General features: G+C 64.2%; 16 protein-coding genes and 1 other RNA gene. 10 read left to right on the top strand and 7 right to left on the bottom strand.

Annotation, left to right across the window (positions count from 1 at the left end; all coding sequences use genetic code 11):
• A partial coding sequence (locus tag CS006_RS08030) for a hypothetical protein (RefSeq protein ID WP_207760023.1) occupies positions 1-420 on the top strand: 420 nt, incomplete at its 5' end.
• On the opposite strand, the gene CS006_RS08025 is transcribed toward CS006_RS08030, so the two are convergent.
• From CS006_RS08025 to CS006_RS08015, 3 genes are read right to left on the bottom strand one after another with little or no spacing between them, the layout of a single operon-like run.
• Entirely contained in the window at positions 417-704 is a 288-nt protein-coding gene (locus CS006_RS08025; protein WP_100511263.1) for a hypothetical protein, read from the bottom strand. The genes CS006_RS08030 and CS006_RS08025 overlap by 4 nt on opposite strands.
• Positions 705-731: 27 nt before the next feature.
• Positions 732-1,028 (bottom strand): hypothetical protein, encoded by a 297-nt coding sequence (locus tag CS006_RS08020; RefSeq protein ID WP_243386919.1) that lies wholly within the window; start codon positions 1,026-1,028, stop codon positions 732-734.
• A 33-nt stretch (positions 1,029-1,061) separates the two neighbouring features.
• Positions 1,062-1,910, bottom strand: a complete 849-nt coding sequence (locus CS006_RS08015; protein ID WP_100511262.1) for a tyrosine-type recombinase/integrase — start codon at positions 1,908-1,910, stop codon at positions 1,062-1,064.
• A 106-nt stretch (positions 1,911-2,016) separates the two neighbouring features.
• Between CS006_RS08015 and CS006_RS08010 the strand changes: the two genes are divergently transcribed.
• From CS006_RS08010 to CS006_RS08000, 4 genes are all read left to right on the top strand, one after another.
• The gene (locus CS006_RS08010; RefSeq protein WP_100511261.1) at positions 2,017-2,352 is read left to right on the top strand and encodes a hypothetical protein; all 336 of its coding nucleotides are present in this window, start codon (positions 2,017-2,019) and stop codon (positions 2,350-2,352) included.
• 34 nt (positions 2,353-2,386) lie between these two features.
• A complete protein-coding gene (locus tag CS006_RS11040; protein WP_279324828.1) occupies positions 2,387-2,521 on the top strand; it encodes a hypothetical protein in 135 nt (44 codons plus the stop codon).
• A 160-nt stretch (positions 2,522-2,681) separates the two neighbouring features.
• Positions 2,682-3,485: a CHAP domain-containing protein gene (locus CS006_RS08005; protein WP_100511260.1), complete on the top strand. Its 804-nt coding sequence runs from the start codon at positions 2,682-2,684 to the stop codon at positions 3,483-3,485.
• A gap of 10 nt (positions 3,486-3,495) precedes the next feature.
• Entirely contained in the window at positions 3,496-3,777 is a 282-nt protein-coding gene (locus CS006_RS08000) for a holin (RefSeq protein WP_100511259.1), read from the top strand.
• Between the two features lie 87 nt (positions 3,778-3,864).
• On the opposite strand, the gene CS006_RS07995 is transcribed toward CS006_RS08000, so the two are convergent.
• The 4 genes from CS006_RS07995 to CS006_RS07980 all read right to left on the bottom strand — a co-directional run bounded on the left by CS006_RS07995 (position 3,865) and on the right by CS006_RS07980 (position 8,117).
• On the bottom strand, positions 3,865-5,175 hold the full coding sequence (locus CS006_RS07995) for a tyrosine-type recombinase/integrase (RefSeq protein WP_100511258.1): 1,311 nt from the start codon (positions 5,173-5,175) through the stop codon (positions 3,865-3,867).
• A gap of 163 nt (positions 5,176-5,338) precedes the next feature.
• Positions 5,339-5,737: a transfer-messenger RNA gene (ssrA, locus tag CS006_RS07990) on the bottom strand.
• Positions 5,738-5,915: 178 nt separating this feature from the next.
• A complete protein-coding gene (locus CS006_RS07985; protein WP_100511257.1) occupies positions 5,916-6,827 on the bottom strand; it encodes a carbohydrate kinase family protein in 912 nt (303 codons plus the stop codon).
• Between the two features lie 84 nt (positions 6,828-6,911).
• Positions 6,912-8,117, bottom strand: a complete 1,206-nt coding sequence (locus tag CS006_RS07980) for an ROK family transcriptional regulator (protein ID WP_100511256.1) — start codon at positions 8,115-8,117, stop codon at positions 6,912-6,914.
• 241 nt (positions 8,118-8,358) lie between these two features.
• Here CS006_RS07980 and CS006_RS07975 point away from each other — a divergent pair, with 241 nt between their 5' ends.
• The 5 genes from CS006_RS07975 (at position 8,359) to CS006_RS07955 (ending at position 13,659) form a co-directional block, all read left to right on the top strand.
• A complete protein-coding gene (locus CS006_RS07975; RefSeq protein WP_165777298.1) occupies positions 8,359-9,279 on the top strand; it encodes an NAD kinase in 921 nt (306 codons plus the stop codon).
• A gap of 17 nt (positions 9,280-9,296) precedes the next feature.
• Positions 9,297-11,045, top strand: a complete 1,749-nt coding sequence (gene recN, locus CS006_RS07970) for a DNA repair protein RecN (RefSeq protein ID WP_100511254.1) — start codon at positions 9,297-9,299, stop codon at positions 11,043-11,045.
• 16 nt (positions 11,046-11,061) lie between these two features.
• Entirely contained in the window at positions 11,062-11,886 is an 825-nt protein-coding gene (gene thiD / locus CS006_RS07965; protein ID WP_100511252.1) for a bifunctional hydroxymethylpyrimidine kinase/phosphomethylpyrimidine kinase, read from the top strand.
• Positions 11,879-12,571 (top strand): HAD family hydrolase, encoded by a 693-nt coding sequence (locus CS006_RS07960; RefSeq protein ID WP_100511251.1) that lies wholly within the window; start codon positions 11,879-11,881, stop codon positions 12,569-12,571. The genes thiD and CS006_RS07960 overlap by 8 nt, the downstream gene beginning before the upstream one ends.
• Positions 12,572-12,675: 104 nt before the next feature.
• Positions 12,676-13,659, top strand: a complete 984-nt coding sequence (locus CS006_RS07955; RefSeq protein ID WP_100511250.1) for a D-isomer specific 2-hydroxyacid dehydrogenase family protein — start codon at positions 12,676-12,678, stop codon at positions 13,657-13,659.
• Positions 13,660-13,756: the final 97 nt, after the last annotated feature.

Here is a 13,756-nt window from a genome sequence, read left to right as displayed (position 1 = left end):
GGCATCACCCTTGGCACCCCGGTGCCGTTGTTCAACATCATGCAGCCCATGAAAGCCGTGTGGGATTCCCTATCCCAGACGAACATCAATGTGACGCGTTTGGAAAATCGTGCCAGTCAGCATGACAGCCAGATAGGCGCCTTGACGAATCAGATAAAGGCCGGAACATACATCGGCCAATGCGACAAGGAGGGCTTCTGCCTTATCGCGAACCCATTCAACAGCACCGACGTCGACGTGTTCTACCAGCTGATGCCGAACCGGATGACCGACGCGTTGGGCAAACGCTGCCTCCCATTGCATTGGGACACCACCGCCAGCCGATTCCGCTGCCGTCTACGCAACGAAATCAACAACGACTGGATCGCCGGCGAACAGCCCGTGCAAGTCCACTGGGTCGCCATAAGGAGAACGCTCTAGGCGAGCTCGCCGTACGCCCAGATGTCCTGCCAGACACCGGCGAGCGGCCTCATATCGGGGTTGATATTACGGACGGCGACGCTGCATCCGACCGCAGTCACGTCACTCACCGTCAGAATAAACCATGAGTAGACGCTGACGGCGGACACGATCGGCGTGCTCTTGAACGGTTTCGGCCATTTCGGAGTCCACGACTGAGAACCGTTGCCGCCGATGCCGTTCTTCGCAATGCCGATACTGAGCTTCTGCCATACCGGCTTCGGCTCGGCCTTCAACGCCGACACGTCCCTGCGCGTCTGGGATAGGGAAAACTAGGCGGCGAAATAGCAGACGGTCAGGGATCCGCCCTGCTCGGTCTGCGAACCGCCCTGATTCTCGACGGCGACCTTGCCGTCCGCGTAGACGACGACCTGCATCTGGTTCTTGCCATCACGCCCGTACGAGGAGCGTGCGGGAGCGGCCGGACGCCACCCGACAGGCAGGGTACCTATGGTCTCCTTCGCCCAGCTTGACGTGAGCTTCGAGCCGATGCTCACGTTGAGCTGCACGAACCGGCCCCATTTGACGCCGGTGACGACCTTGTTGCCTCCAGGGCCGCCGTTAATCAACGTGATTGGTCCCGTGTGGGATAGGGAATCCCTTTATCCGATGAGCTGCCGCTCGAACAGGCGCTGCGCATCGCGCAACGCGGCGATGTCGGGGCGCAAATAGTAGATGGCTGTGGTTTTGATATCAGAGTGACCGAGCATTTTGGAGACGACGGCGATGTCCGCGCCGGCTGTGAGGGCGTTGGTCGCCCAGCTGTGCCGCAGATTGCGAGGCGGCACATAGGGGAGCGAATACCGTCGGCAGTATGCGCGGTAGGCTCGTGCGGCCTGTGGCGGCGTCAGGTCTCCGATGAGACGGCCTTTCGCCCCGTTTTTGATATCCCGCAGCCGTCTGACCGCGAACCGCGGCAACGGCAGCGTGCGACGGCTCAATTCGGTTTTCGGCGGTACGACGGCCTCGTGTCCGCCGACCCATTGCAGTCCGCGTTCCACGTGCAGGACGCCGCGACGTAGGTCGATGTCCGACCAGTTTAGTCCGTATCCCTCCTCGGTCCTGAGCCCGCAGCATGAGGCGCATATCAGCCACGCCTCCAACGGTGCATCGTAGAAGCCTCGCATCAGCTGCCGCTGCTGCCGGATGTCCAGCAATGCCGGCTCGTAGCGGCGTCGTTCGGGCAGTGTCATCTCGCGTCGGGTGATGTCGGTGTCGAGCAGCCCCCAGCGGATGGCGCGGCGCAGCATGGAGCGCAGCAGCGCCCACGATTTGCGCGCCGCGCCGGCCGTGGGAAACGACGCCAGCCACCGGTCCACTTCCTCCACGCCGATCTCCGCCATATCCACATGGCCGAACACCGGCTCGACATGCAGCCTCCATGCGCTCTCATATCCGACGACCGTGCATTCGCGCAGATTCGTCTTGCAGTAGGGCAGGAATCGCGTCATCCAAAACTCGTCCAACAGCAATTTTCATCCTCCAAAATCCCACACGCGCCATGGCTCCTCCACGGCAACGAAACGTATGGGATTCCACCCCAGAGAAGGAAGGGACATGGACCAGATCATCATCAGCGTCACGGCCAGCGTGCTGTTCGCGGCATTCAGCGCGGTCGGGGGAATCCTCTGGCAACGGGTGAAGGACATCATGACCAAGCAGGATGTCCGAGACGAGGCCCTGCGGGCCCTCCTGTTCGACAAGATCGCGCGACTGCACGCCGAGACGGTCGAGGCCGGCAGGCCCGCCAGCGTGGAGATCAAACGCCGCGCCGACGTCGCATGGGATGCCTATCGGGCGTTGGATCCCGATGGCACGTCCGACGACGGGACCACGGCGCACCTGCACGCGGAGATCATCCGCGCCCACGCATCGGAGGACCCCCATGCATGACCCGCAGGACCCACAGGGGAGCCATCCATTCCGGATGTTTCTCGCCATTCTCTCCGTGATCGTCGTGGCGGGCGCATTGTGCGCCGCGGCATTGTACGCCGTCACGGTCCTCGTCGGCGCCATCGCATGGCGGCTGCTCGTACTGCTGGCCGCGACGGCGATGTCCTGACTCGGGAAAACGTGCCCGCCATCCGACGGGCCGACCAACAATCCACAAAAACAGAAGGAGGGCCAGATGGCCGAAACAGCAGAGAAACAGGAGGAACTGGCGTCCGCATCCAGCCAGGCGGACGCGGTCAAGGACGTGGCCAAGACCGAGGAGGTGCATTATGGCGACGGCAAGTGATGTGCTCAGGATCGCGGCCGGCCAGATCGGCTACTCGCGTTGGACCGACCCGCAGCAGGGCACGAAGTACGGGCGCTGGTACGCCCAGTCCCACGGCAGCTACTACGGTGCGAACGGCGTCCCGTTCTGCGCCATGTTCGCGTCGTGGGTGCTCGCGCAGGCGGGCCAGTCGTTCCCCGGCATGCCGGCCGCATACGTGCCCTACATCCTCGCTTCGGGACGCAACGCCGGCCGCGCCGTCAACATCCGTTCCGCACGCCCCGGAGACCTCGTGATCTTCAACTGGGACGGCGGCGTGGTCGACCACATCGGCTTCGTCGAAGTCAACCGCGGCTCCTACCTGCAGACCATCGAGGGCAACACCAACAACGGCCGAGTCGCCCGACGCACCCGTGCATGGGGAGTCGTCGCCGCGATCCTCCGACCCGCATACGGGACTCCCTCCACGTCCGGCGCGCTCGCCGTGGACGGCGTCTGGGGCCGTGCCACCACCGCTAGGCTGCAGAAGGTTCTGGGCACTCCCGTCGACGGGGAGATCTGGCACCAGTGGTGGCCCAACCGGCAGGCGGCGTTCGGGTCCGGCTGGCAGTACGACGCCACCGGCGACGGCAGCCCCGTCATCCGCCGTATGCAGCAGAAGCTCGGCGTCAAGGCCGACGGCATCATCGGCCGTAACACCATCGATGCGCTGCAGCGTCACTACGGCTCGTCCGTGGACCATTTCCTCGGAGCCTCCTCGTGGACGGTCAAACGCATGCAGGAAGCACTCAACAAATGCAGATTCTAAGGAGCGGCAAATGAACGATATCGATTCCACCGACGAATCCACCACTCCCGAGCAGGCGGCCGGCCCCGTCGACTGGCTTCGGCGGGCCGGCGTCCGCGCCGTCAAGACCGCCGCGCAGGCCGCGCTCGGCGTCATCGGCACCGGCGCGGTCGGGCTCCTGCAGGTCGACTGGGCCAACATCGGCTCGGTCGCCGCACTGGCCGCCATCGTCTCCCTGCTCACCAGCATCGCCGGCATCCCCGAGGTCGACGACGGCCTCAGCCTGCACGGCCTGCTGGCCAAAACAGCCTGACCATGTGACACACCATCTCGAAAAATCATCCGCCCCGCCCGGCGTGCAGACGAAAAAGTCTGCTGCCGGACGGGGCGTTTTCGCGTTCTACTCGTCGCCCTTCTCCTCCAGTGTCTGTAATCGTCGTTTCAGTTCGTCTCGCTGCCCCTTAATGACCTTGAGCTGCTTGTCGAGGTCGATGATGCGGCGGCGCAGCATGTCGGGGTCGTCATCGATGATGATGCGCTCGCCCACGCGGTCTGCGAGCATCCTGCGTCGCCCGTCGACGGAATGCTGGTAGACCATGGCTATCTGCGGCGACGTGTGCCCGCCGGCGTCCATGAGCTCGCGCGTGGTGGCGCCCTCCTCGGCCAGCCACGTCAGACCCGTGTGCCGCAGGTCGTGAAACCGCAGGTCGGGGCGTTTGGCCTTTTTTCGCGCCGTGGAATACCAGCTGCGCAGCGAGTTCGGGTGCAACGGCTTGTCGTGGTCGCGGACGGAGGGGAACAGCCATGATTCCGGATCCTCGCCCACGTATGTTTCAAGGTGCCGGTCGATGAGGGGCATGAGCTGTGCGGGGATGGGCTCCTCGCGGTCACTGCCGTCGGTCTTGGGCCGGTCGGTCAGCCGCTGCGAGTCCATGGTGACGCGCGTCCGTCCGATGTGCAGCATCCCCGTGTGATGGTTGATGTCGCGTCGCTGCAGTGCGCACACCTCGCCGATGCGCATCTCGATGCAGCAGCCGATGTACACGGCCAGCGCATAGGGCATCGGCATGGCGTCGTGGATGGCCTTCATCTCCTCGGGGGTGCATGGCGTGACCACGTGCTCGCGTCTGGGGCGTGGCTCGCCGGCCCCCAACGGGTATTTGGGGATGAGCGGCTCCTCGCCGTCGACGCCGGACTGGCTGGCGGTGCGCAGCATAGCGCGCAATAGTTTCATCACGTTGGCGCGCATGGACGGCTGGTCGGGCAGTCCGTCGCGGAACCGTTCGGCCATGCTCTGCGTCATCCGGATGAGGGGAGTGGCGCCGAGGACCGGGCTGATGTGGTTCTCGTAGTCCTTGGCGAGCCGGTATCTGGTGCCAGCCTTCAACGGCCGGCCCTTGTACCGGCGCTGGTCGAGCCACGTGGGGAAGTACTGGTCGAATGTGATCCGCTTCGCCTTCTCCTTGCGTTCGGATGCCTCGGGCGGTTCCCATACGCCGGCGTCGATGCGTTTGCGTGCGGCGCCGAGCCATGCGACGGCGTCGTCCTCCTGCTCGATGGGGAAGCTCTTGGATTGGCGGGCAGGCAGGCCCGGCCATCTGTCGAACGCGTCCTCCGGAGTAGGATAGGAGGCGACCACGCGCGTGGGGTGCTTCTTGTTGGGACGGTATTCGAGGGTGCCGAACCTGCGGTTGGTCTTCTTCCTGGGCATCGTTGCCTCCGATCAGAACGACGTATTAGACGACGTATTAGCGACGTGTTTTAACCGCCTTAAACGGCCGTAAACCCATTAAAGCACACCTCTCTAAAACCTTGTGAAACCGTTGGAATGCCAACAAAAAAGCCGCCTAAGCGATGCTTAGGCGGCTAGTGCCTTGTGGAGCCGGCGGGAATTGAACCCGCGTCCGGTAACCGTACCCTCAGTCTTCTACGTGCGTAGTCTGCTGGCCTGGTGGCTATATGTCTGCCCCCGCCGATGTCGCAGACAACTGGCGGCGGGCATATTCACAGTCAAAGTCCCCGAAACATCCTGTGACGCGACGCTTCGGGCGAGTCTTCTAACGACGCTCAGCATCTCCCCGAAGACATGGGAGAGTGAACGGAGCGGCTGCTCGCTGGATTAGATCTGGCGCGAAGCTCAGGCAGCGAGAGCGAACTCAGTGCGGTTAGATTTAGCACTTATTCTTTTGCGGGAGGACATTAACGAGCGGACCCCCGCGTTCTCGGCACGCTTCCCTGCGACGAACAGGTCACCGTCGAAACCGATCGACCCCATATTGAATTATCAAAGCCGAAGCCCGATTTCCGGGCATCGACCATTCCGGCATGATAAAACCGGACATCTCAATATAGCGTCGGGATGTCCGGTCTGTCAACAAGGAATGAAGCCTACAGCGAAACCTCATATGGATGACGGTTCGAGACGGGACGTCGACGAGCCGTCATACGGTGTCACTTGCCCTGCCTGGCCTCGTACTCGGCGATGTAGTCGGGCATGACCTCCGGGTACTCCGGCCATGCGCCGGCCTGGGTGCACACGTACGCGGCGGTGTTCACGGCGGCGCGGTGGGCCTCCTTGAGCGACTTGCCGAGCAGGATGTTGATGGTGAACGCGCCGGAGAAGGAGTCTCCGGCGCCGATGGTGTCGGACACCTCCACGCGCGGCGTCGGCAGTGTGGAGACCTCGCCGTCCTTGGACAGGATGGTGCTGAAGTCGGCGCCGGCGGTGAGGATCACGTAGTCGAGGTCGTAGTTGTCCATGAACCACTTGCAGGCCTCTTCGTCGGTGCCGGTGATGCCGAACATCGGACGCAGCAGCACGAGTTCGTCGTCGTTGAGCTTGAACACGGTGGCGTCGGAGAGCTGTTCCTCGATGAGCTCCTTGGAGTAGTGGTCGCCGCGGATGTTGATGTCGTAGTATCGCAGGGTCTCGGGGCGGCTCAGCTTGAGCAGCTTCATGATGGTGTCGTGCGACTCCTGCATGCGGCAGGCGAGGGAGCCGTAGCAGATGGCGTCGGCCTTGCGCACCAGGTCGATGAGGTCCTGGGTGAGGGCGATGTGGTCCCAGGCCACGTCCTTGACGATGGTCCACTCGGGGATGCCGTTCTCGAGCTTCACGTCGGCGCGGCCGGTGGGGTAGGCGTTGCGCTGCAGGACGGACTTGATGCCGGTCTTCTCCACTGCGGCCAGCAGCTCGTCGCCGAGCTCGTCCTCGCCGATGGCGCTGATCGAGTAGCCGTCGGCGCCGTTCTTGGTGGCGTGGTAGATGAAGTTGACGGGGGCGCCGCCTGCGCGCTTGCCTTCGGGGATCATATCCCACAGGATCTCGCCAAGGCTCAGGACGATCGGCTTCTTGTCTGCCATGATGGTTCCTTTCTTCTCTCCCTCGGGTTTCCCTGTGGAGATTGTGTTGTTGGGTTGGTGATCGGTTGGTGTCGGTGTGGCCGGTCAGTCGTTGGGCTGGCCGACAAATTCGGTGGGGTGTTCGAGGAACTGCGCGGCGGCCACGGCGGCGGCTCCGGAGAGCGTCGCGTCCACGGGCAGGTCGGATATGGTTATGGCGGTGGTGTCCCGCAGGGCGGGCAGGGCGTGCCGTTCGACCACGGTCTGCACTTCGTCGAGCAGTATCGAACCGGCTTGTGCCATGATATCACCGAGTACGATCTGCGCGGGGTTGTACGCGTTGATGATGGTGACGCAGCCATAGCCGATGTACCGGGCGAAGTCGCGTACGAGTCCCAGAGCCGTTTCGTCACCGCCGCGGGCGAGTTCGAACAGGGCGGCGCAGGCGTCGATGTGCGTCATGCTCTGTGCGTCGTCGATGAGGTCTCCGGTGACGATCGCCTGATGCAGCGCCACCGCGGAGCAGTAGTTCTCGAGGCACCCGACGTTGCCGCACTCGCACGGTTTGCCGTGGATGTCGATGCTGACGTGGCCGATTTCCGTGGCCGCGCCGAGATTGCCGTTGACCAGCTCGCCGTTGTCGATGAGGCCGAGTCCCACGCCTTCGCCGACGAGATAGTAGCCGAGGCTGCGCGGGTCGGAGTCCGAGTCGAACAGGCTCTGTGCCAGCGCTCCGGCGCGGGCGTCCTGTTCGATGAATGCGGGGACGCGGAAGGCGCCGACGAACTCGTCGATGAAGTTGACGTCCTTCCATTCGATCATCGAGGTGACCACGGCGATGCGGCCTTCGTCGCGAAGATACGGGCCGGGCACGGCGATGCCGATGGCGACGATGGAATCGTCCGAGGCGAGGATGTCGTCGATGCGGCGCTTGACGTCGTCGAGGGTCTCGCGGATGCGTCCGCCACTGACGGGCGGCAGCAGCTGTTCGCTTTCCATGTTGCCGCCGAGGTCGAACACGCCGAGGCGCACAAGTGTGCGGGCGAATTTCACGCCGATGACGCGGTATTTGGATTCGTTGAGCTGCAATCCGATGGAGCGGCGCTTCTTGATGCCGTCGAGGTTGCCGGTCTCGCTGACCACGCCCATGTCGATGAGCTGGGCGGTGATCTTGGTGATGGCGGCGGGGGTGAGGCCGAGCACTCGGGCGATGTGCGCGCGTGAGCAGATGCCGTCGCGATGCAGAAGCTGGATGATGCGGGACCGGTTGAGCTCGGCCATCGATGCGTGGGTGCTGCCGGGTGCTATCATCCTGTCCTCCTTGACGTCGTTGCGTGGTGCCGATGCGTTCCGCGATGCCGACGTCTGGTGTCGGCGTCCTGCGGCGCAAGCGGCTTGCGTTGTTGTGAATATATTAACAACGTTAATTTATTAAATGCAAGCGCGACACACCGGGATGAGCGAATCGACGAGAAAGAGCCGGGCCGAGAAACGGGGCAGACAATATCGGTTCGATGTGGAAGAATGTGACATAGATTGTTCGCGTAGGCGGATGCGCAAGGAGGATGTATTGCCAGGTCAAAGAAAAGCGGTCGTGGTGACCCATAGTCAGCTGGCCGCCACCGGCACCGAGGTCAAGGAAGTCGTCGAACAGCTCAAATACGCCGGCTTTGACGTGGTGATCGTGGACAACCTCGAGGCGCCTCCGTTCGCCGCGGCCGAGATGCAGTCGGTCGACCCGGATACGGAGATCGTCGTGGTGCTTGGCGGCGATGGGACCATCCTGCGTGCGGCGGAACTGGTCAAGGGCACCGATGTGCCGATCGTCGGCATCAACATGGGACACGTCGGGTTCCTCGCCGAATTCGAAAGCTTCCAGATTCGCGACGCCATCGCCAAGATCGCCCAGCGCGACTACTCGATCGACGAACGCGTGATCGCATGGGTGGACGTATGGCTGCCCGGCGCCGACGAGCCGCTGCACGATTGGGCGCTCAACGATGTGACGCTGGAACGCGCCGACCGCGGCAAGATGGTGGAGCTCAGCATCCGCGTCGACGACGTGGAGATGAGCTCGTTCGGCTGCGACGGCGTCATCGTGTCCACCCCGACGGGCTCCACGGCCTACGCGTTCTCCGCCGGCGGACCGATCATCTGGCCGAACGTGGACGCGCTGCAGCTGGTGCCCCTGGCCGCGCACGCGCTGTTCTCCAGGCCGTTGGTCATCGGGGCGAAGTCCACGTTCACCATCGACATCCTCGAGGATTCCTCCAGCGAGGGATGGATCTGCTGTGACGGCCGACGCCAGCGCGGACTGCCGAGGGGCTCCCGCCTGGTGGTGCGTCAGTCGCCGAATTCGCTGCGCCTGGCCCGACTGCTCGGCGTTCCGTTCACCAGCCGTCTGGTCAGCAAGTTCGACCTGCCGGTGGTGGGCTGGCGCGAGTCGAACAAGAGCCGCGGCGGCAAGCGATAGGGGAGTGGCGCCAAGCGATGCTTGAGGAACTGGAGATTCGGGCGCTGGGCCCGATCCATCACGCCGTGCTGCGCCCGGCCAGGGGCATGACGGCGATAACCGGTGAGACGGGTGCCGGAAAGTCCATGCTGCTCAACGCCCTGCGCATGATCTCCGGAGGGGCTGCGGCCCCCCGGCTGGTGTCGCCCGGGAAGGACGAGGCCTGGGCGCAGGGCATCTTCGCCGTCGGAGAGGGATCGCCGGTGACGGATATCGCGCACGACGCCGGCTGCGGAGTCGAGGACGGAGAGATCTTCCTCACCCGCACGCTGCCCGCAAAGGGACGGTCGCGCGCCGTGCTGAACGGCAGAAGCGTGCCGCGCGCCATACTGGGCGACATCAGCGGCGAGCTGGTGACCATCCACGGACAGGCCGACCAGCTGCGTATGGCATCCGTGGGCCGGCAGCGTGATTTCCTGGACCGCTATGCGCAGGATGATGCGTTGCGCGACGCCTATCATGCGGCGTGGCAGCGGCTCAACGACGTCGATGCCAAGCTGCGCGGCGTCACCGAACAGGAATCCGACGCCATGCGGAAAGCGGACTACCTGCGCGAATCCATAGAGCGCATCGACCGTGCGGCCCCGCACGCCGGCGAGGATGTCGAGCTCAAGGCGCTGCGTGACCGGATAGAGAACGCGGCCGAGATCATGCACGGCGTGGGCGGCGCATTGGCCGCCCTGGATTCGTCCCAGATGGGTGCGGACGGCGGTGACACCATGGGTGCGACCTCGCTGATCGAACAGGCCGTGCAGTCGCTGCGCTCCATTCGTGTGCAGGGCGAATACGCCGAGGCCGCCGACCGACTGGACGCATTGAACACGGAGCTTTCCGACGTGGTGTTCACCCTCAGCGGCATGCTCGACGGCGATGACGAGGCCCAGGACCTCGACGGCATCAACGATCGCATACACGAGCTCGGCGAACTGACCCGCCGCTGGGGGCCGACCCTGGAGGATGTGCTGGCGTGGCGGGAGCGGGCCGGCTACGATCTGGAGGATCTCGATGCGTCCCCCGAACGGGTCGACCAGCTGCGCAAGGAGCGCGAAGCCGCATACGAGGCCGCGCTTTCCGCGGCCGACGCACTGCACGAGGCGCGTGCGGCCGCCGCAGGCGAGCTGTCCTCCCGAGTGGGCGACGAACTCGCGTCGCTGGCGATGTCCGGGGCCTCACTGGATATCGACGTGCAGGTGCGCAGGCGTCCCGATTCGTCCGCCGCCGGTGACTTCGGTCCGCTGGACGCCAGCGGCGGCGATGACATCCGGTTCCTGTTCACCCCGTTCCCGGGTTCCCCGAAGCTGCCGATGGGCAAAAGCGCCTCAGGCGGCGAGCTCAGCCGTCTGATGCTGGCGCTCGAGCTCGTGGCCGCCGAACGGGGCATGAACGGCGGCGATGATTTCGCCATGACGTTCGTGTTCGACGAGGTCGATGCCGGCGTCGGCGGCAAGACCGCCGTGGAGCTGGGCCGACGACTGGCGAAGCTCGCCGAGCATGCCCAGGTGATCGTCGTGACCCATCTGGCGCAGGTGGCGTCGTGGGCGAACGCGCAGTTCGTCGTCTCCAAGACCGTCGAGACGGCCGGCGGCGACGATGACGGAGCGAACACCACGGTCACCGAGGTCCGCGACGATGCGCGCGAGCGCGAGATCGCCCGCATGCTCGCCGGCAGCGAGTCGAAGACCTCCCTCACCCACGCCAGGGAACTGCTCGAATCCTCCGCCCTGTAGACGAAAGGAAACCATCATGACAACCCTCACCCCGACCCTCACCATCGCCGGTTCCGACTGCTCCGGCGGCGCCGGCATCCAGGCCGACCTCAAGACCATGAGCGCCAACGGCTGCTTCGCCATGTCGGTCATCACATCCGTGGTCGCCGAGAACACGGCCCGCGTGATCTCCGTACTCGACGTGGACCCGAAGATCATCGCCGACCAGATCGACGCCGTGTTCGAGGACATCCGTCCCAAGGCCGTCAAGGTCGGCATGCTCGACAATCCCGACATCATGCGGGTCGTGGCAGACAAACTCGTCGAGTACCAGGCCGAGAACGTGGTCATCGATCCGGTCATGTACGCGAAGAACGGCGCCCCGCTCATGGATCCCAACTGCATCGACTCGCTCATCGATATCGTGATTCCGCACGCCGACGTGCTCACGCCGAACATTCCGGAGGCCGAGTGCATCTCCGGCCTGAAGATCAATGACCTCGACGGTCAGAAGGCCGCCGCCAAGGCCATCCAGGAGATGGGCTGCACGTCCGCGCTGGTCAAGGGCGGCCATGCCACGGGCGACGCCATCGACGTGCTGTACGACGGCAGGGACTTCTACGAGTTCTCCGCCAAGCGCATCGACACGAAGAACACGCACGGCACCGGCTGCACGTATTCCTCGGCCATCGCCGCGAACCTGGCGCTCGGCCATCCGTTCCACGAGGCCATCGGCCGGGCCAAGAAGTACGTGACCATGGCGATTGAGCATTCGCTGGAGCTCGGCCGCGGTAACGGCCCGACCAACCACTTCTGGGACCTGTACGCCCACGGTCTCGAGGGCTTCGACGCCAATGCCTGATTCCACCGTGGCATCCCCTGCCGTCGTACCGGCGAATGCGGGCAAGGGCGCGATCTTCGACCTCGACGGCACGCTGCTCGACTCGATGCATGTGTGGACGGACGTCGACAACGAGTTCCTGCACGCCCGCGGCTTTGACGTGCCGCGTGACTATGCCGACTCCATCGCCCACATGTCGTTCGACGAGTGCGCGCGCTACACCATCGAACGTTTCGGCCTGCCGGATACTCCGGAGGAGCTGATGGACGAGTGGAACCGCATGGCGTTCGAGGCGTATTCGACCACCGTGCCGCTCAAACCTCACGCGGGGAAGTACCTTCGGCATCTCAGGAACACCGGCGCGCGTCTCGCCGTGGCCACGAGCCTGCCGCCGGACTTCCGCGAGCCGGTGCTGCGTCGGCTCGGCGTATTCGACCTGTTCGACGCGCTGTGCAGTGTGGACGACGTCGGCCATGTCTCCAAGGACCGGCCCGACGTGTACCTGTATGCGGCCGAACGCATCGGCGTCAAGCCGGGTGATTGCACGGTGTTCGAGGACATCCTCGTCGGCATCCGTGCGGTCAAGTCGGTGGGCATGACCGCGTGGGCCATGTATGACGCGTCGTCAAGGTCGCATTGGCCGCAGATCTGCGAGGCCGCCGACGGTGTGATGCATGATTTCGACGAGGCGCCCCGGACATTGTGAGCAGCGGTTGGCGATTCACTATCATGGAGTCGAATGACGGACGCGACGGATATTATCCGCGCGTCCGATGATTGTCGTGACGTCGATGACATGGGAGTTGTGATATGAGGATTGCCGCATTCGAGGTGCGTGACGACGAACGCGAGGCGTTCGCCGCGGAGGCCGAAAGGGTCGGCGTGGACGTCGATCTGCACGCGGAACCGCTGACGGAGGGGAATGCGCATCTGGCCGACGGGTGCGAAGGCGTGAGCACGCTGGGCCAGAGCCATCTGGACGCCGCATTGCTGGAGGCGCTGGCCCAGCGGGACGTGAAGGTGGTGGCCACGCGCACCATCGGATACAACCATATCGACCTTGACGCCGCCAAACGGCTCGGCATCGTGGCGCTCAACGCCGACTATGCGCCCAATGGCGTGGCCGAATACACGGTGATGTTCATCCTGCTCGTGCTGCGCAACTACAAGCCGGCGCTGTGGCGCGGGCAGGTCTACGACTTCTCGCTCCAGGGACTGCAGGGACGCGAGCTGCGCAATCTCACGGTCGGCGTGATGGGCACGGGCCGCATCGGCGCCACGGTGATCGAATGCCTGACCGGATTCGGATGCCGTATCCTCGCCTACGATCCGCATCCGAAGGCCAAAGTGGCCGAACATGCCGAATACGTCGATCTCGACACCCTGTATGCGAACAGCGACGTGATCACCCTGCACATGCCGCTGCTGGACTCCACATATCACATCATCAACCGCGAATCCATCGCGAGGATGAAGGACGGCGTGGTGCTCGTCAACTGCGCGCGCGGCGAGCTCATGGACCTCGACGCGTTGATCGACAACATCGAGGCGGAGAAGATCGGCGGCCTGGGACTCGACACCGTGGAGACCGAGGGCGACCTCATCCATCGCGACCGGCGCACCGACATCCTCACCAACCGCGGTATCGCGTACCTGAGGCAGTTCCCCAACGTGGTGATGACGCAGCATATGGCGTTCTACACCGACGCCGCCGTGCACAGCATGGTCTCCTGCTCGGTCGACGGCATCAAGTCCGTGCTTCAGACCGGAGGCTTCCGCACTCGTCTGGTCTGAAGCACGAGGGATATCGCAGCGGGCCTATGGGCGGCGATGATATGACGAAGGGCCGGCCACGGTGGCCGGCCCTTCGTCATATGTCATATGGTTTCAT

Source organism: Bifidobacterium primatium (genome assembly GCF_002802875.1).
GTDB classification, from domain to species: domain Bacteria; phylum Actinomycetota; class Actinomycetes; order Actinomycetales; family Bifidobacteriaceae; genus Galliscardovia; species Galliscardovia primatium.
Note: the sequence above shows the minus strand (reverse complement) of the source record. Positions and strands in the feature narration are given on the sequence as shown.